This window comes from [Zimmermannella] faecalis ATCC 13722, from assembly GCF_000381765.1.
Taxonomy (GTDB): Bacteria; Actinomycetota; Actinomycetes; order Actinomycetales; family Microbacteriaceae; genus Gulosibacter; species Gulosibacter faecalis.
In genome coordinates this window covers 456834-474172 of record NZ_KB907074.1, presented here as the reverse complement: position 1 = coordinate 474172, position 17339 = coordinate 456834, and the positions used below count along the sequence as shown (strand labels likewise).

At 66.5% G+C, this 17339-nt stretch carries 17 protein-coding genes; 13 read left to right on the top strand and 4 right to left on the bottom strand.

Going from position 1 to position 17339, the window contains the following annotated elements; all coding sequences use genetic code 11:
- Window positions 1-23: 23 nt before the first annotated feature.
- The 4 genes from nusA (at window position 24) to rbfA (ending at window position 4707) form a co-directional block, all read left to right on the top strand.
- Window positions 24-1052 carry a transcription termination factor NusA gene (gene nusA / locus G328_RS0102215; protein WP_019617715.1) on the top strand — a complete coding sequence of 343 codons (1029 nt, stop codon included), beginning with the start codon at window positions 24-26 and terminating at the stop codon, window positions 1050-1052.
- A gap of 46 nt (window positions 1053-1098) precedes the next feature.
- The gene (locus tag G328_RS16080) at window positions 1099-1380 is read left to right on the top strand and encodes a YlxR family protein (protein ID WP_083919505.1); all 282 of its coding nucleotides are present in this window, start codon (window positions 1099-1101) and stop codon (window positions 1378-1380) included.
- Between the two features lie 74 nt (window positions 1381-1454).
- Window positions 1455-4295 carry a translation initiation factor IF-2 gene (gene infB / locus G328_RS0102210; protein WP_026339593.1) on the top strand — a complete coding sequence of 947 codons (2841 nt, stop codon included), beginning with the start codon at window positions 1455-1457 and terminating at the stop codon, window positions 4293-4295.
- Window positions 4288-4707 (top strand): 30S ribosome-binding factor RbfA, encoded by a 420-nt coding sequence (gene rbfA, locus G328_RS0102205; protein ID WP_019617713.1) that lies wholly within the window; start codon window positions 4288-4290, stop codon window positions 4705-4707. Before infB ends, rbfA begins: the two co-directional genes overlap by 8 nt.
- 99 nt (window positions 4708-4806) lie before the next feature.
- On the opposite strand, the gene G328_RS0102200 is transcribed toward rbfA, so the two are convergent.
- A complete protein-coding gene (locus G328_RS0102200) occupies window positions 4807-5703 on the bottom strand; it encodes an HhH-GPD family protein (protein WP_019617712.1) in 897 nt (298 codons plus the stop codon).
- Window positions 5700-6701, bottom strand: a complete 1002-nt coding sequence (locus G328_RS13785) for a ketopantoate reductase family protein (protein WP_019617711.1) — start codon at window positions 6699-6701, stop codon at window positions 5700-5702. The genes G328_RS0102200 and G328_RS13785 overlap by 4 nt, the downstream gene beginning before the upstream one ends.
- 39 nt (window positions 6702-6740) lie before the next feature.
- Here G328_RS13785 and truB point away from each other — a divergent pair, with 39 nt between their 5' ends.
- From truB to G328_RS0102170, 5 genes are all read left to right on the top strand, one after another.
- Window positions 6741-7685, top strand: coding sequence for a tRNA pseudouridine(55) synthase TruB (gene truB, locus G328_RS0102190; protein ID WP_019617710.1), 945 nt, complete (start codon window positions 6741-6743; stop codon window positions 7683-7685).
- Between the two features lie 59 nt (window positions 7686-7744).
- Entirely contained in the window at window positions 7745-8065 is a 321-nt protein-coding gene (locus G328_RS0102185) for a hypothetical protein (protein ID WP_235619836.1), read from the top strand.
- Window positions 8065-8478 (top strand): hypothetical protein, encoded by a 414-nt coding sequence (locus G328_RS0102180; protein WP_019617708.1) that lies wholly within the window; start codon window positions 8065-8067, stop codon window positions 8476-8478. The genes G328_RS0102185 and G328_RS0102180 overlap by 1 nt, the downstream gene beginning before the upstream one ends.
- Window positions 8475-9410 (top strand): bifunctional riboflavin kinase/FAD synthetase, encoded by a 936-nt coding sequence (locus G328_RS0102175; protein ID WP_019617707.1) that lies wholly within the window; start codon window positions 8475-8477, stop codon window positions 9408-9410. The genes G328_RS0102180 and G328_RS0102175 overlap by 4 nt, the downstream gene beginning before the upstream one ends.
- Before the next feature lie 570 nt (window positions 9411-9980).
- Entirely contained in the window at window positions 9981-10277 is a 297-nt protein-coding gene (locus tag G328_RS0102170) for a hypothetical protein (RefSeq protein WP_019617706.1), read from the top strand.
- A 256-nt stretch (window positions 10278-10533) separates the two neighbouring features.
- Here G328_RS0102170 and G328_RS15610 read toward each other — a convergent pair whose 3' ends face one another.
- Window positions 10534-11196, bottom strand: a complete 663-nt coding sequence (locus G328_RS15610) for a maleylpyruvate isomerase family mycothiol-dependent enzyme (RefSeq protein ID WP_019617705.1) — start codon at window positions 11194-11196, stop codon at window positions 10534-10536.
- 181 nt (window positions 11197-11377) lie between these two features.
- Between G328_RS15610 and G328_RS0102160 the strand changes: the two genes are divergently transcribed.
- Complete coding sequence (locus tag G328_RS0102160) at window positions 11378-13537, top strand: DEAD/DEAH box helicase (RefSeq protein WP_019617704.1); 2160 nt, start codon at window positions 11378-11380, stop codon at window positions 13535-13537.
- Between the two features lie 134 nt (window positions 13538-13671).
- Window positions 13672-15192: an aspartate ammonia-lyase gene (locus G328_RS0102155; RefSeq protein WP_019617703.1), complete on the top strand. Its 1521-nt coding sequence runs from the start codon at window positions 13672-13674 to the stop codon at window positions 15190-15192.
- 5 nt (window positions 15193-15197) lie between these two features.
- On the opposite strand, the gene G328_RS15605 is transcribed toward G328_RS0102155, so the two are convergent.
- A complete protein-coding gene (locus tag G328_RS15605) occupies window positions 15198-15647 on the bottom strand; it encodes a hypothetical protein (protein ID WP_154651501.1) in 450 nt (149 codons plus the stop codon).
- Between the two features lie 42 nt (window positions 15648-15689).
- Here G328_RS15605 and G328_RS13770 point away from each other — a divergent pair, with 42 nt between their 5' ends.
- Entirely contained in the window at window positions 15690-16880 is a 1191-nt protein-coding gene (locus G328_RS13770) for a PrsW family intramembrane metalloprotease (RefSeq protein WP_083919503.1), read from the top strand.
- Window positions 16877-17245, top strand: coding sequence for an FKBP-type peptidyl-prolyl cis-trans isomerase (locus G328_RS0102140; RefSeq protein WP_019617700.1), 369 nt, complete (start codon window positions 16877-16879; stop codon window positions 17243-17245). The genes G328_RS13770 and G328_RS0102140 overlap by 4 nt, the downstream gene beginning before the upstream one ends.
- Window positions 17246-17339 lie beyond the last annotated feature (94 nt).

Here is a 17339-nt window from a genome sequence, read left to right as displayed (position 1 = left end):
CATTTGAATACGGAGGAGACCCCATGAAGATCGATCCTGCAGTGCTGCGCATGCTTGAGCGAGAGCGGGAGATTCCCTTCGACGAGCTCGTCGAGATTCTCGAGCAGGCGATCTTCGCGGCCTACGTCAAGCACACGACGGCCGAGGCCGGCCAGCCGACGCCTCCCGAGGGCGCGCGCGTCAACCTCGACCGGCAGACGGGCGAGGTCACGATCGTCGAGCCGCAGTTCGACGACGAGGGTGAGGTCATCGGCGAGGCGCTTTTGCCGGCCGAGGACTTCGGTCGCATCGCGGCTTCGGCAGCCAAGCAGGTCATCACGCAGCGGATGCGGAACATCGACACCGACAAGGTGCTCGGGGAGTTCCGTGGGCGCGAGGGCGACATCGTGAACGGCGTGATTCAGCAGGGCGAAGACCCGAAGATGGTTCGCATCGAGATCGCCCCCGGCGTCGAGGCGGTATTGCCGCCGGAGGAGCAGGTACCGGGCGAGGATTACCGACACGGCCGTCGCATTCGTGTGTTTGTCACGAAGGTCGAGCGCGTCGAGCGCGTTGGGCGCGGCACCCGCAGCGCGCGCATCACGGTCTCGCGCACGCACCCGCAACTCGTGCGCAAGCTCTTCGCGAACGAGGTGCCCGAGATTGCGAACGGCATGGTCGACATCGTCGCGGTCGCGCGCGAGGCCGGGCACCGGTCGAAGGTCGCGGTGCGCGCGACCGAGCCCGGGTTCAACGCAAAGGGCGCCTGCATTGGCCCGCTCGGCGCCCGCGTGCGCGCCGTCACGAACGAGCTCGACGACGAGAAGATCGACATTGTCGACTATTCGAACAACCTCGCGGAGTTCGTGGCGAACGCCCTGAGTCCCGCGAAGGTGTCGAGCTCGTTCGTGCTTGACCCGAAGACCAAGGCGGTGCGCGTGCTCGTGCCCGACTTCCAACTCTCGCTCGCGATCGGCAAGGAGGGGCAGAACGCCCGACTTGCCGCGCGACTCACTGGCGCCCGCATCGACATTCAGCCCGACAGCGTGATGGAAGACCCGGACGAATCGTAGCGTCGACGTCGAGTCGCGCCAGCGAGTCTGGTCGCGGGGGAGTACTATGAACTCAGTGCGAACGTGCATCGGTTGTCGTGTGCGTGCCCCACAAGAACAACTCATCAGAGTTGTCGTGGTGGATGCGCGGCTCCGGGTCGACCGGAATCGTGCACTTCCCGGCAGGGGCGCGTGGCTGCATCCGCAGGTCGGATGCGTGCAGAACGCCCTCGACCGCAAGCAGTTCCGACGCGCGCTGCGGGTCGGGGAGCTGGATGAAACCGAGCTTCGTGCGTACCTAGAAGAACTACCAGCAAAGGTTGTTGATCGGACTATGGACCAATCATGAGTGGCTCGCGATGAGGCACAACCGCTAATTGGTCTGCTCCCACTCGGGGGGTAGACCCCCTGATGAGGAGAACTGTGGCAAAACCACGCGTACATGAGATCGCCGCCGAGATGGGCGTCGAATCCAAGGTCGCACTCGCGACCCTGCAAGAGATGGGCGAGTTCGTTAAGACCGCCTCGTCGAGCGTCGAGCCCCCGGTGGCTCGCCGACTGCGCGACGAACTGAAGCGTCGCGCCGAGGCCGGTGGCTCCGCTGAGTCTGCAGCACCGGCAGCGTCGGAGTCGAAGGGCTCTGCGCCGAAGCCCGGCGCACCCAAGCCTGCCTCGGGCTCGAACGCCCCGAAGCCCGGCGCTGCCCGCCCCGCGGCTCGTCCCTCGACCCCTGGGCCGAAGCCCGGCGCGGCGGCGAAGCCCGCGGCGAAGCCGGCTGCAAAGTCGACCGAGGCCCCGGCGGCCAAGCCGGCTGCCCGCTCGGCGGTTACGCCGACGCCGACCCCTGCACCGAACCAGCAGGATTCGGGTGACCAGGCACAGCAGGCACGACCGGGCGCCAAGCCCGGCGCTGCCGCACCGAAGCCCGGCGCGCCGAAGCCCGGCGGCGCTGATGGCAACAACATCCCGCGTCCCCGCGGACCTCGGCCCGGGAACAACCCCTACGCCTCGTCGCAGGGGATGGGCGCGCGCCCGCGCCCGGGCAACAACCCCTTCAGCCCGAAGGGCGGCTCGCCGCGTCCTGGCGGTCCTCGCCCCGGTGCGCCGAAGCCCGGCTCGGTCGGAGGCCGTGGGCCCGCGGGCCCCGCGCGTCCCGGTCAGCCCCGGGTGCTTCCGGGTGAGCGTCCGCAGCACGCCGGTGGCGGCGCTGGCGGCGGTCGCGGTCGCGGTGGCGGCGCCGGTGGCGGTGGTCGTCCCGGCGGCGGCTTTGGCGGTCCGCGTCCCGCCGGTGGCGGCGGTCGTCCTGGCCCCGGTGGCCGCGGTCGCGGTGGCACGGCAGGTGCCTTCGGTCGCGGTGGCGGCAAGTCGAAGGCGCGCAAGTCGAAGCGGACGAAGCGGGCAGAATTTGAGATGCGGGAGGCGCCGTCGATTGGCGGCGTGAAGGTTCCCCGCGGTGATGGCGAGACGCGCATCCGGCTGCGTCGTGGTGCCTCGATCTCGGACTTTGCCGACAAGATTGATGCGTCGCCCGGCGACCTCGTGACCGTACTGTTCCACCTCGGTGAGATGGCGACGGCGACGGAGTCGCTCGACGAGGCGACCTTCGAGATCCTCGGTGGCGAGCTTGGCTACAAGATTGAGATCGTTTCGCCCGAGGACGAAGACCGAGAGCTGCTCGAGGCCTTCGACATCGACCTCGAGGGTGAAGAAGAGGCCGAGACCGATGACGAGCTCGAGGTTCGTCCTCCCGTCGTCACCGTCATGGGCCACGTCGACCACGGTAAGACCCGACTGCTCGATGCGATTCGTCGCAGCAATGTGCAGGGCGGCGAGGCCGGCGGCATCACGCAGCACATTGGCGCCTACCAGGTCACCGGTGAACACGACGGCGTCGAACGCGCCATTACGTTCATCGACACCCCGGGTCACGAGGCCTTCACGGCAATGCGTGCCCGCGGTGCAAACGTCACCGACGTTGCGATCCTCGTGGTTGCGGCTGACGACGGCATCATGCCGCAGACGATTGAGGCGCTGAACCACGCGAAGGCGGCCGATGTGCCGATCGTCGTCGCGGTGAACAAGATTGACGCCGAGGGCGCGAACCCCGACAAGGTGCGGGCGCAGCTCACGGAGTACGACCTTGTTGCCGAGGAGTACGGCGGCGACACGATGTTCGTCAACGTGTCGGCGAAGACCGGCGACGGTGTGCGCGACGTTATCGACGCCGTGCTGCTCACCGCCGACGCCGAGCTCGACCTGCGGGCAAACCCCAACAAGGACGCTCGCGGTACCGCGATCGAAGCGAAGCTCGACAAGGGCCGCGGTGCGGTCGCCACCGTGCTGATCCAGTCGGGAACGCTGCGCGTCGGCGACTCGATCGTTGCTGGCACGGCCTACGGTCGCGTTCGCGCGATGCTCGACGAGAACGGCGAAAGCGTCGAGGCGGCAGAGCCGTCGCGCCCCGTGCAGGTGCAGGGGCTCAGCTCGGTGCCGCGCGCTGGCGACACGTTCCTCGTTACCGAGGACGACCGTACGGCCCGGCAGATCGCCGAGAAGCGCGAGGCGGTCGAACGCAACGCGCAGCTCGCGAAGGCTCGCAAGCGCATGTCGCTCGAAGACTTCACCCGCGCGCTCGAAGAGGGCAAGGTGCAGTCGCTCAACCTCATCATCAAGGGTGACGTTTCGGGTGCCGTCGAGGCGCTCGAGGACTCGCTCCTCAAGATCGAGGTCGACGACTCGGTGCAGCTGCGCATCATCCACCGTGGCGTGGGTGCGATCAGCGAGTCCGACGTGAACCTCGCGACCATCGACAACGCGGTGATCATCGGCTTCAACGTCCGACCCGACATGAAGGCCCGCCAGGCCGCCCTGCGCGAGGGCGTCGACATCCGCTTCTACTCGGTCATCTACGACGCGATCGAGTCGGTCGAGCGTTCGCTCACCGGCATGCTCGAGCCGGAATACGAGGAAGTCCAGTCGGGTGTCGCGGAGATCCGCGAGATCTTCCGCTCCTCGAAGTTCGGCAACATCGCCGGCTGCCTCGTGCAGTCGGGCACGATCACGCGCAACGCCAAGGCCCGCATCATCCGCGAGGGTGTTGTCGTGGCCGATGGCCTCGCGATCGAGTCGCTGCGCCGGTTCAAGGACGACGTGACCGAGGTTCGCGACGGCTACGAGTGCGGTATCGGCCTCGGTAAGTTCAACGACATCCAGGTCGGCGACGAGATCGAGACGACCGAGATGGTGGAGAAGCCCCGTGGCTGAGAACCCGCGCGCGGCTCGCCTCGCTGACCGCATCAAGGTGCTCGTGGCGCAGGCGCTCGAGCGGGGGGTCAAAGACCCCCGGCTCGGGTTCGTCACGATCACCGACGTGCGAGTGACCGGCGACCTCCAGCACGCGACCGTCTTCTACACCGTTTACGGCAGTGAAGAAGAGCGTGTCGAGACCGGCGCAGCGCTGAAGAGCGCGACCGGCATGCTGCGCTCCGAGGTCGGCCGGAACCTTAATGTCCGGCTCACGCCCTCGCTCGAGTTCGTGCTCGACGCGTTGCCCGACACCGCGGGTCGCATTGACGACCTGCTCGAGCGGGCGCGGGAAGAGGATGCGCGGCTTGCCGCGGAACGCGATGGCAAGGGCTTCGCCGGCGAGTCGAACCCGTACCGCGAGGAGGACTAACTCCAAAACCGCGCAGTTCGCCCCGTGCTGCGGGAACCCAGGTGGTTGCCGCTTCACGGGGCGAACGGCCGTTTCCGCAGTCGGTACAACCGCGCGGCGTTAGTGGGGGAGCCGCCGTAATTCGCCGTCGGCCATTGCGAGGCCGTCGCTCACGAGGTCGTCGACGAGCCGGAGCGCACGGGCGCGTGGCTCGGCATCGATCGCGCCGATACCGGCGACGATCTCGTCGAGCGCAACGCCCTCCTCTGCGTCGCGGAGGAGGGCCATGATTCGCCCCCGCACCTGCCGATCCGAGCCTTCGAACTTCGGCTGCGGGCGGCGTGGCGCCTCGCCGGGCGGTCGCCCCGCGAGGTTCCACTCGCACAGGTCCGACACGGGGCAGTCGTCACACGCGGGTCGACGCGCGGTGCAGATCACCGCGCCAAGCTCCATGGCGCCGGCGTTCCAGCTCGCCGCGGCGGCCTCATCCTCTGGCAGCAGCGCGAGCATCTCGGCGTCGTCTCGCCGGTGATTCGGCGCCCACGCGAACTCGTCGCCGTGTTGCGTGCGCGCGAGCACGCGCCGCACGTTGGTATCCACAACGGGCACGACCTCGCCGAATGCAAACGCGGCGACCGCCGCTGAGGTGTACGGGCCGATGCCTGGTAGGGCGAGGAGGTCTTCTCGGTGCCGCGGCACGTCGCCGCCCCACTCGTCGACGATTGCCTGCGCGCATCGACGCAGCTGGATCGCACGGCGCGGATACCCGAGCCGATCCCACGCTCGAATGGCGTCGGCGTCAGACGCATCGGCGAAGTCCGCTGGCGTCGGCCAGCGCTCGAGAAACTCGAGCCACTTGGGCAGCACCCGCGACATCTGGGTCTGCTGGCTCATGATCTCGCTCACGAGGATCCCCCAGGGCGAGCAGTTCGTTTCCCGCCATGGAAACTCGCGAGCGTTGCGGTCGTACCAGTCGATGACGCGCTCGACGAGCTCTGATAGCTGGTGACGGCTCATCCCGTCACGCTCGCAACCACCCGTGCTAACTCGGCTGCGGGAAGAAACCGACGCGTTGCCGTGACGTGCTCGACGAGGCTGACGAGCGCGGCGTTCACCGGCGTCGCAATACCGAAGTCGTGACCGACGCGCACGACCTCGCCGCTCAGATCATCGATTTCGGTCGGTTCGCCGCGTCGGATCGACTGCAGGGTTGAGGCGGGATTCGGAAACACCCCGAACATGCGGCCGAGGCGACCACGAACGATATCGAGCGCGCGCCCCTCACGCACCGCGGTGACGTGCGCCGGATGGAGCCGGCCGACGGGCGCGGGGCGGATGCGCTGCGCATCGATCACCGCGACGGTCTCCTCGAGCGCCCGCGCGAGAATCGGCGACAGTAGTGGATGGGTCGCGGTGTACTGCACGCTCGAACCGGTAATGGCCGGGAGCGGATTGACCTCGTTGAGGAGCAGCTTCGTCCACAGCAGCCCGGGCAGATTGTCTGCGGGCCGCGTCGGCAGTGCGGCGTTGAGGACGTGCGCGAGTCTGGTCGCCGCCGGAGCATCCGCCGCGAGCACTGGGGCGATCGTCATGCTGCCGAGACCGGTAAGGCGAACGCGCCCCGGCCCGAGCCCACTCGCGGGAAACGTCGTGAGCAGCCCGAAGACGCCGGCATCGCGGCCGAGCGCTTTGGCGGCACGTTCCGGACCGCGGACGCCGTTTTGCGTCACGATGACCGGGCGATCGCCAATCGCGTCGGCGTGTTCCTCGAGCGCGCGCTCGGTCTGGAACGTTCGGACGGCGAGCAGCACGACCTCGGCCTCGTCGTCGACCCGAGGTCCAACCGAAACTCGGGAGGTGTGTTCCCCGGCGGCGCCAACAAGACGGAGTCCGTGTTCGCGCACTGCCGCAAGAGTGTGTCCACGGGCGACCGCGTGCACCGAATGCCCGGCACGGTCGAGGAGGGCGGCAATCGCGCCGCCCACCGCGCCGATTCCGATCACCGAGACACGCATCGTCCCAGCCTAGCCAGCCGGCGGCATAGAATTGTGCGGATGTCTCCTCGCACCGATGGCCCGCACGGGCTGCTGCTCCTCGACAAGCCGGCCGGTATCACGAGTCACGATCTCGTATCCCGCACCCGGCGAGCGCTCGGCACCCGAAAAGTCGGCCACGCGGGCACACTCGACCCGATGGCGACCGGGCTCATGCTCGTCGGGGTCGGTGACGCGACCCGCCTGCTTACGTATCTCGTCGGTGAAGACAAGGTCTATGAAGCGACGGTGCGATTCGGCAGCACCACGACCACCGAGGATGCCGAGGGCGAGGTCAAGTGCGTCGCCGACGAATCCGCGCTTCGCGCGATCACCTACGACCGGCTCGAGGCCGCGCTCGCGACGCAGCGAGGCGCGATCAACCAGGTGCCGAGCGCCGTCAGTGCGATCAAGGTCGACGGCGTGCGAAGCTATCGCAGAGTCCGCGACGGCGAAGACGTGCAGCTTGCACCACGACCCGTGACGATCACGGAGCTGCGGGTGCTCGGAACGGAGTTTCATCGGGGAGACGCTGAAGCAGGGGCGACCGCCTCGCTCGAGGTGCGACTCCGCGTCGCCTGCTCCTCTGGGACGTACGTGCGGGCCATCGCCCGCGATCTCGGCGAAGAACTCGGCGTCGGTGCGCACCTCTCGGCACTACGGCGGCTCGAAGTCGGGCCCTACTCGGTCGACGATGCTGCTGACGTCGCCGACCCAGACCTCGCGTCGTTCTTGCGGTCGCCGGGGGAAGTCGCCACGCGCCAGTTCGCCGTCTACGAAGCTTCGGAGGAGGTCGCGGCGGCACTCCGGAACGGTCGGAAGATCGAGGCCCCCGATGAGGTTGCCGAACTGGTTGGCCCGATCGCGGCGATCGATACCAGTGGCACACTCGTTGGCCTCTTCGAGGTGCGAGATGGGGTCACGAAGATCCTCATGAACATGCCGCAACGGCAGGGTGACGCATGATCGAGTGGTACGCCTGGGCACAACTCGGGATAGGCATCGTGGGGGGCATCATCTGCCTCGTGGCCGCATTTCGCGATCACAAGCCGAACGACCTGACGGTTGGTTCCGTCGCACTGCTCGAAGTACTCCTGCTGGTGCAGCTGGTCATGGTGCTCATCGCTCCCGCGGCGGGCAATCCGGTGCGTGGCGACGCCCTCGAGTTCTGGATGTATCTCATTGCCGCCCTGCTGATTCCGCCACTGGCGATCGTGTGGTCGATCATCGAACGCGTGCGGTGGTCGAACGCCGTGCTCGCGGTCGCCGCCTTCGCCATCGCCGTCATGGTCATTCGGATGCAACAGATCTGGGTCGGCGCCGCATCGATCATCGGGGGTGCCTAATGGGCGCCTCACGATTTCTCGTCGCCATTTACGTCGTGCTGTTTCTCGCCGCTACCGGACGGAGCACCTACCAGATCATCAGCGAGTTTGACGCGGCACCGCTTGCGTACACGCTGAGCGCGGTCGCCGCCGTCGTGTATCTCGTCGCGGGCGTGGCCCTCGCGCTCGCGCACCGCGGGGGCGTGTGGCGCCTGATCGCTTGGATCGCGCTGACCTTCGAGTTTGCCGGGGTCATTGGTGTCGGAGTGCTCTCGGGACTCGACCCCGAGCTGTTTCCCGCCGCGACGGTCTGGAGTGGGTTCGGACGCGGATACCTGTATATTCCTCTCGTGCTCCCTCTCGTCGGATTCTCGTACCTTGAAACGCAGCTGCGTCAGTCGAGGCTCCGTGCGCCGAGCGAGGTGACGGCATGATCGTGCTCTCGAATCACGACTCGCTTCCCGAGGAGTTGAGGCCGTCAGTCGTCACGATCGGAAAGTTTGACGGCGTGCACTGCGGTCACCGGGCGCTCATCGACCGGGCTCGTGAGCTCGCGAGTGCGTCGGGTCGCTCGACCGTCGTCGTCACCTTTGATCGGCATCCCGCGGTGCTGTTTGCGCCAGAGCGAGCGCCGCGTCCGCTCGTGTCGCTCGTGCAGAAAGAGGAACTCCTCGAGGAAGTCGGCATCGACGCGGTCGTGGTCGTGCAGTTCACCCGCGAGTTCTCGCAGCTCACTCCGGAGCAGTTTGTTGACTTCCTCGTTGACGAACTCGGTATGGAAGCGATCGTGCTCGGGAGTGACTTCCGCTTCGGGCATCGCGGTGCGGGCGACGTCGAGTTCCTTCGCACACGAGGAGCGCGAGACGGGTTCGACACCGTCGTCGTGCCCGAGACCTCCGACGGCACGGACCACCGCGCCTCGTCCTCGCGCATCCGGATGCTGCTCGACCACGGAAATGTTCGCGCCGTCACCGCCGCGCTCGACCGGCACCACGTCATTCGCGGCGAGGTCGTGCACGGCGCGAAACGGGGGCGCGAGCTCGGCTTCCCGACGGCGAATCTTGGCCCCGAAACGGTCGAGGGATACGTTCCGGCCGATGGTGTGTACGCGGGATGGATGCTCGTCGACGGCGAGCGGCTGCCCGCGGCGATCTCGGTCGGGAACAATCCGACGTTCGAGGGGGTGCCGCAGAAGCAGATCGAGGCGTACGTGCTCGACCGGAGCTTTGACCTCTACGGCAAGACCGTTTCGCTCGAGCTCGTCGACTTCATCCGTTCGATGGAGCGATTCGACTCGCTGCCCGCCCTCGTCGCCGAGCTGCATCTCGATGTGGAGCGTACGCGAGAGCTCCTCGCCGCGGAGTAGGACCGCTGACCTCGGTGGCCGCTGGGTGGAAACTGGGGAGATGATCGGGCAATCGCTTCTCTATCCAGACTCGTTTTTCGTCAGGTGTATGGGCTGTTGAAGTAGAAATGTCGGCATGAATCAAAGTTCCGCATTTCTGCCGGTTCCTGTTGCAGGCGTGTACCCGTTGGTGCTGAGTGATTCTCGTGCGGCAATCTCGATCGGTCCCTTTTCGATCGACGAGTCGTATCTCCACGCGGAGGTCCACGCGATCCTCGCGCCGGGTGTCGTGCTCGAGTGCGTAGAGCGGCCGTTTCGTCATGGCCGAGATTCCGCTCCGGCTGAAGTGGAGGTCGCCATCTGGTTGTCAAGCCCTGAGGTTTCGCTCTTCGAAGCACGGGGAGGATGGAATCAAACTCATCATGGCTGCACCAAGTCGAACTTTCGAATCGCTGCGCCCCTGCCAGATCTCGGCCACTTAGATCGGCTGCGGGTGCATGTTGACACTGGCGGTTCGCAGCGATCAGTCGAGATCATCGATCGGTTCGTCGGATCCGCGCGCCGGGAATTGGGCCAATTTGGGAGGTCGACATGACGAGCGACGATTCCCGGAATCTCGACATGGACATCCACGCCTGGATCAATCTTGAGTCACCCACGCTACCCGCGTTCGTTCGGGACGTGCCGGATCTCAAGGCCGAGGGCCCGGGTGTGGTGCTTCGCTGTACGTCGTTCTCGGTGACCCCTGTCGGAGTGGAGTTCCTTTTCGGGGCAGTGGCCGAAGGCGATGGGTCGCGCCGCATTGAGCGGCGACCTCCTCGCGTGCCCAGGCAGATCGGCGATGAGGACGCGTTGTCGATGTGGATCTGCGATCCATCGCCCCCGTGATGTTTGGGTCAGCACGACCAAGATCTCCCGCCTGTATCGGGAGGACGGTACGCCCGAGAACCGATACCGTCACCGTGCTGCATTGGGCTTCGGCCTCGATCATGACCTCGTCGACGGAGATGTCACACTTCATCTGCGCTGGGGACGGCTGGACCCGGTTGAGCATAGCCTCGTGCTTCCCGAAGCCCAGCTACGGGCCGCGGCGAAGTCAATGCTCTCCTGGAACATGATCTAGGAACGCGGCGACGAAGGGACGTCAGTGCTCGGGCAGGCTGCGTCGGCCGAACAGGTGCATGATGATTTGGCCCGCTGTTGCATCGAGCGGTTCGCCCGTGCCGATCTGCCAGCGCGCATCCGTCGCCCGAAGTGCGCGCCGCTTCACGATGCGCACCGACTTGCCGCCGAGCGGCATCTTTGTGCGCGCGAGCGCGACCGAACCGGTTGACCGCGGGCTGAGGCGCAGCGGAACCCCGAGCGCTTCGGTGACGTCGTAGGCGTGGACGACCGCCTCGGTGAGTTCGATGATGCCGACGCGAGTATCGCCAGCGAGCTTGCTCGTCGCGATTGCGCGCAACTGCTCAACGAGCACCTCGGTGGGTGCCGCGGCCTGCTCGCGTGCGAGGTCAGCGACGACACGATTGAAGTTGAAGCCCTTGCGCGCGAGCGTCGCGAACCCCGAGCCGACCATGTCGCTCGTCGTGCCGCCGAGTCGCCAAATCACGTGACCGGCAACGTCGCGCACCCGCCAGCCCTCGCAGAGGCTCGGCGCCTCCCACTCCGCCTCGTTTAGTCCCTCGAGCAGGTCGGCCAGCCGATCGATCGAGGTCGCGACATGCGCGCTCCAATCACCCGTCGTGCGCGCTGCGGGGCGCGAGTAGGGTCCGGATGCGGCGGGCTGCTCGGGTGGGTTGGGCGTCACACGGGTAATTATGGCACTCCGTCAGTTGGACTCTGGGTCGCGCGGGCGCGATTCGGGTAAGCTGGTCGCGACGCCCCGCGTATTCGGATCTCTGCATGTTCCGTCGCCCGGCCCCCGACGTTCTGAAGTCACCTTTGAGTCGACCATTGTCGCTCGGAGTTCCACCTGTTGAAGGAGGCGCATGTCGCCGAAGTCGCACACGCACATGAATGCCCAGGCAAGCCGTCGTCGCCGCTCGAAGGCCGACAACACGGGCGTGATTCCGCAGCTCGCGAAGGCGGCACGCGAGGTTGAATCGGCCGCGAAGCGCGGCAGCATGTCGCCGTCTATGCGCACGAAGTTTCAGGTGGTTGGGCTCCTCATGCGTGAGGAGCGGGCTCGGCTCAAGGAGGATCAGAGCATTTCGGCGGGGGAGCGGGCCGAGTCGCTGAAGCGGCTCGAGGGCCTCGGCGCGATTCTCGCGAAGACGGCCGTGTACGACACGTCGCTGATGCAGCTGCTCAAGGCCGATGCGCCAACGACGCAGCAGGCGCGCGACCTGCGCAAGCAGATGCTCTTCGCCGGCGGCGTCGAGATGGTGGTCGACCGGGAGGTCGTGCCCGAGCAGCCGACGCAGCAGGTGTTGCTGCCCGAGAACATCCGCGAGCGGCAGGTGCTGCCGACGAGCGTGAAGGCGCGTGTGCGCTCGAACCCGTTCCTATCGCCCAACCTCGCGAACCTGCGCCCGGCGGGCCAGCACTACAGCCAGCTGCGAAACTGGGAGCTCACTGGCCCACTGCTCAAGGCATTTGCGACCGGCGCCGGCGGCGGCATCGCCTCGATGGAGCTGCCCGACGCGCCGCGGTTCGACCGCGTTTCGCCATCGTCGCTCGAACTCATGCCGCACCAGGCGCAGCTCATCGAGGCGGTGCGCCTTGGCCAGCGCTCGATCCTGCTGGCCGACGAGCCCGGCCTCGGGAAGACTGCTCAGGCTGTACTTTCCGCATCGGTGGCAGACGCGTATCCGCTCCTGTGCGTCGTGCCGAACGTCGTGAAGACGAACTGGGCGCACGAGGTGAAGCAGTGGACGCCGACCCGACGCGCGACGATCATCAGCGGCGATGGTGACGACATCGATGCGTTCAGCGACGTGTTCATCGTCAACTACGAGATTCTCGACCGGCACATCGGATGGCTGCAGCGCATCGGCCTGCGCGGCATCGTTGTCGACGAGGCGCACTTCATCAAGAACCCCACCTCGCAGCGTTCGCGGCTCGTTCTGCAGCTCGCGGATCTCGTGCGAGACCGGGTGCGCGGCCACGACCCGCTCTTGATGGCGCTCACCGGTACGCCACTCATCAACGACGTCGACGACTTCCGCACGATCTGGCAGTTCCTCGGCTGGCTCAAAGACGGCAAGCCGACACCGGTGCTGCTCGACGCGCTCGACGAGACCGGGCTCGTGCCGAGCGACCCGGGCTTCGCCGCAGCAGCCCGTCGTGCGGTGATCGACCTCGGCATCGTGCGTCGCCGCAAGGTCGACGTCGCGAAGTCGATGCCCTCGAAGCGCATCGTCGATATGCCCGTCGAGCTCGACACCGAAGAGGGCGCGTCGATTCGCCGCGCCGAGCGGTTGCTCATCGACCGCTTGCTCGCCCGCTACGCCCGGATGCTTACGGCCGCGCAGCTGCCGGCCACGACGATCGACGAGGAGCGAATTCGCCTGCTCGCCAGGCAGGAAGTCGAGGAATCGAAGGCCTCGAGCGCCGGCGACTCGATCTTCTCGATGCTCCACCGCATCGGTATCGCGAAGTCGCGCCTCGCCGCCGAATACACGGCGCAGCTCGCGCACTCGGCCGGCAAGGTCGTGTTCTTCGCGAAGCACATCGAAGCGATGGACCGGGCCGAAGAGGTGTTCGCGGCCGAGGGCATCAAGACAGTGCACATTCGCGGCGATCAAACCACGGCGCAGCGCGACCGGGCGATCGATGCGTTCCAGCACGACCCCGAGGTTGGCGTCATCGTGTGCTCGCTCATGGCCGCGGGCGTCGGCATCAACCTGCAGGTCGCAAGCGACGTGGTGCTCGCCGAGCTGAGCTGGACCGCGGCCGAGCAGACGCAGGCCATCGACCGAGTGCACCGCATCGGCCAGGAGATCCCGGTCACCGCGTGGCGCATCATCGCCTCGCAGACGGTCGACGCGCACGTCGCCGAGCTCATCGACGCGAAGCAGGGCCTCGCGGCGCGTGCGCTCGAAGGAAGCGACGAGGGCGAGACCGCGAGCGACAGCATCCAGGTCGAGGCGATTGTGAACATGCTGCTTGAACGCCTGCGGGCCTTCCAGCAGGGGAGCGATGCGTAACTGACGGGCGTTTTTGCACCGAGAACTTTGGTCAGAGGGCAAGTTGTCCGACAGGGTTGCTAAAACGAATGCCCTTCACCCTATGCTTGTAGCCGAAGGCATCGGAGCCACAACGCAACGAAGGTGAGTGCACATTGTCAACGTCTGACCAGTTCCGCATCGAACGCGACTCGATCGGCGAGATCCAGATTCCCGCCGACGCCTACTGGGGCGTGAACACCGCCCGCGCGGTCGAGAACTTCGACATTGCCCGGCGACAGATCAGCGTGTATCCCGACTTCCTCGTCGCCTTTGCGCAGGTGAAGCAGGCGGCCGCGCGCGCGAACCGAGACATCGGCGTGCTCGATGCCGAGCGCGCAGAGCTCATCGACCGCGCCTGCCAGGACGTCATCGACGGCAAGCTGCACGACCAGTTCATCGTCGGCGTGATTCAGGGCGGCGCGGGCACGAGCTCGAACATGAACGTCAACGAGGTCATCGCGAACCGCGCGCTTGAGCTCGCGGGCCGCGCGTTTGGCGATTACGAGTACATCTCGCCGAACGACCACGTCAACGCCTCGCAGTCGACCAACGACACGTACCCGTCGGCGGTCAAACTCGGCCTCGTGCACGCGACGCAGAACCTCATCGCCGAATACGAGCTGCTGCAAGACTCGATCATGAAGAAGGCGTTCGAGTTCAAGAGCATCCTCAAGGTCGGGCGCACGCAGATGCAGGACGCCGTGCCGATGACCCTCGGCCAGGAGTTCCACGGCTTCGCGACCACCGTCGGCGAGGACATCCAGCGCCTGAAGGACGTCGAGCCGCTGCTGCTCGAGCTCAACCTCGGCGCGACCGCGATCGGCACGCGGATCAACGCGCCCGCCGAATACCCGGCGACGATCATGAACCACTTGCGCGAGATCACCGGGTACGACAACCTCGTGACCGCGACCGACCTCATCGAGGCGACGAGCGACACGGGCGTGTTCATGTCGCTCTCGAGTGTCATGAAGCGTGCCGCGATGAAGCTCTCGAAGATCTGTAACGACCTGCGTCTACTGTCGTCGGGCCCGCAGGCCGGTCTCGGCGAGATCAACCTGCCCGCACGCCAGGCGGGCTCGTCGATCATGCCGGGCAAGGTCAACCCCGTGATCCCCGAAGCCGTGAGCCAGGTCGCGTTCGTCATCGCGGGCTCCGACGTCACCGTCGCGTTCGCCTCCGAGGCGGGCCAGCTGCAGCTCAACGCATTCGAACCGGTCATGATGCACACGATCATGCAGAACTCGACGTGGCTGCGCCGCGCGATGCGCACACTCCGGGTCAACTGCATCGCGGGAATCACCGCCAACGCAGACAAGACCGAGGCGCAGGTGGCCGCGTCGGTCGGCCTCATCACCGCGCTCAACCCCGTGATCGGCTACGCCGCCGCCTCGAAGATCGCGAAGCAGGCGCTCGCGAGCCACGAGAACGTCGCCGACCTCGTCGTTGCCGAGGGGCTGCTCGACCGTGAGCGGGTCACCCAGCTGCTGCAGCCCGAGGCGCTCGCGGGCAAGTTCCCCGAGCCGACCAGCGTCGGCTCGCTCACGGCCGAGGAGATCGCGGAGCAGGAGCGCCGCATCGATTCGCTCGACCCGAAGCAGCTCGCGGGCCACATTCAGGAGCCCGCGAACTAGGGCGATTACTCGTTCAGGTTGCGATCGTCGGCGCCATGCTCATCGAGCATGGCGTCGTCGTCGTTATCGCCGAGGTCGTCGAGGGCACCGTCGCGCAGATCGCCAGCGCTCAGCACCGTCTCGGCCTGGCGCTGTCGCGTGCGCTCGTTCGCCTCGGTGATCTCCTGGCGCAGTGACTCGGCGCGAGAGTTGATCTCGCTGCGGAGCGACTCCGTGGTGTGCACAATGCGCGCCGGGATCTCGCGCGACGTCTCGGTCACCCGGCCCGTCGCTCGGTGGAGCGCGTCGACCGCGACGTCGAGTCCCTGCTGTGCGGCGCCGACGGTGTTCTTCGCGGCGGGGGAGTCGGCGACCGTCTGCGCAGTCGACTTGATCTGCTCGTAGCGACCGCGACCGGCGCGGGCGCCGAGCACGAATCCGAGGGCAGCTCCGACGACAAACATGGCACGCTTCATGTTCTTCAATCTACCCGGCGGGGGAGCAACTACGCTGGGCGGATGCCTACGAAAGACCTCCCCGCGGCCGCTGGCGGAACGACCAAAGTGCCACTGCGGCTCCCGCGTGACCGCCGGGGTCCATTCGTCTGGATGCTCGTGCTGTCGATCGTGCTCACGCTCGGCCTGATCGCCGTCGGCTGGCTCCTCGTCAACTGGCAACTCTCGGCGATCGTGATGGCGATTCCGGCGCTCATCCCACTCACCATCGTCATCGTCGCGGTGCATTTCCTCGACCGCTGGGAACCCGAGCCGCCCATCCTGCTCATTCTGTGCTTCGTGTACGGCGCCGGCGCCTCGATTCTCGGCACCCTCACGGTTGGCAACTTCCTGCTCGAGGTGACGAGCACGTACGCGCGTGACTCGGTCGGGCTCGCCGCGTGGTCGATTCTCTTGCAGGGGCCCCTCGTCGAAGAGCTCGTGAAGGGGATCGGTGTCGCCGTGCTGCTCATCATCGCGTGGCGGGAGGTTAACGGCCCGCTCGACGGTTTCGTCTATGCCGCTGTCATCGGTGCAGGGTTCGCGTTCACCGAAAACATCGTGTACTTCGCCTCGTCGGGCTCGACGGGCCTCGACTTCGTCTGGCTGCTCGTTGTGCGGGGAATTCTCTCGCCCTTTGCGCACGTGATGTTCACGGGCGTCATCGGGCTCGCCCTGGGATGGGCGGCACAGCAGCGCAGCGTGTTGCAGTTCGCGGTCGCGGGCGTGGCCGGGTTGATCATGGCGGTTGGTCTGCACGCGTTCTGGAACGGCGCGAGCATCTACCTGCTGCCACTCATCGGCGTCGACACATCGAACCCGTTCGCGTGGATCATCTCGTACGGAGTGTTCCAGCTCCCGCTCTTCCTCGTGTTCGGCTGGCTGCTGATGCAGCTGCAGCATCGCGACCGACAGGTGATCCGAAACCGGCTTGACGAGTACCGACGCGCGGGGTGGTTCACCTCATCAGAGGTCGAAATGATCACGAACTGGGAGCTTCGCAAGAAGGCAATTCACTGGGCGCGGCAGCAGTCGCCCGAGCAGGGTCGGGCGATGAAGAACTTTGTCGAGGATGCGACCAAACTCGCGTTCGCGCGCGAGCACGCGTCGATCGACAAGCGCGACCCGCATCGTCGCTCGATCGAAAAGACGCTGCTCGCCGTGACTCGCCGTGACAGAAAAGACCTGCAAGATATGGTTCGATCGAAGGCATGACTGAACTCAGCAAGCCCGAAATCGAATTCCCTGAAGGCCCGGCTCCCACCGAGCTCGAGATTGAAGACATCGTCGTCGGCGACGGTGCAGAGGCGCAGGCCGGCGGAACCGTTGAGGTGCACTACCTCGGCGTCGACTACGAGTCGGGTGACGAGTTCGACTCGTCGTGGTCGCGCGGCCAGTCGATCGAGTTCCCCCTCGCCATGCTCGTGAAGGGCTGGCAGCTCGGCATTCCGGGCATGAAGGTCGGCGGCCGACGGAAGCTCACCGTGCCGCCGTCGCTCGCGTACGGCGAGGCTGGCCAGGGACACCCGCTCTCGGGGCGCACGCTGATCTTCGTGATTGACCTGCTCGGCGCAAAGTAGCCCCCGCGCAGGGCCCCGTCGTGCTAACATTTCCAGGTTGCCGTGAAACCGGCCGCGGATCCAGAGAGTCACTCAAACTCACCGAGTGACGCCG

Bases quoted from the DNA above. Each gene is read 5' to 3' on its own strand.
- G328_RS0102170 (WP_019617706.1), top strand. From the start codon at position 9,981: ATGACGAGCGACGATTCCCGGAATCTCGACATGGACATCCACGCCTGG.
- G328_RS0102160 (WP_019617704.1), top strand. From the start codon at position 11,378: ATGTCGCCGAAGTCGCACACGCACATGAATGCCCAGGCAAGCCGTCGT.
- G328_RS15605 (WP_154651501.1), bottom strand. From the start codon at position 15,647: ATGAAGCGTGCCATGTTTGTCGTCGGAGCTGCCCTCGGATTCGTGCTC.
- G328_RS0102200 (WP_019617712.1), bottom strand. From the start codon at position 5,703: ATGAGCCGTCACCAGCTATCAGAGCTCGTCGAGCGCGTCATCGACTGG.
- G328_RS16080 (WP_083919505.1), top strand. From the start codon at position 1,099: ATGAACTCAGTGCGAACGTGCATCGGTTGTCGTGTGCGTGCCCCACAA.
- G328_RS0102180 (WP_019617708.1), top strand. From the start codon at position 8,065: ATGGGCGCCTCACGATTTCTCGTCGCCATTTACGTCGTGCTGTTTCTC.
- G328_RS13785 (WP_019617711.1), bottom strand. From the start codon at position 6,701: ATGCGTGTCTCGGTGATCGGAATCGGCGCGGTGGGCGGCGCGATTGCC.
- G328_RS0102140 (WP_019617700.1), top strand. From the start codon at position 16,877: ATGACTGAACTCAGCAAGCCCGAAATCGAATTCCCTGAAGGCCCGGCT.
- G328_RS0102175 (WP_019617707.1), top strand. From the start codon at position 8,475: ATGATCGTGCTCTCGAATCACGACTCGCTTCCCGAGGAGTTGAGGCCG.
- truB (WP_019617710.1), top strand. From the start codon at position 6,741: ATGTCTCCTCGCACCGATGGCCCGCACGGGCTGCTGCTCCTCGACAAG.
- nusA (WP_019617715.1), top strand. From the start codon at position 24: ATGAAGATCGATCCTGCAGTGCTGCGCATGCTTGAGCGAGAGCGGGAG.
- G328_RS13770 (WP_083919503.1), top strand. From the start codon at position 15,690: ATGCCTACGAAAGACCTCCCCGCGGCCGCTGGCGGAACGACCAAAGTG.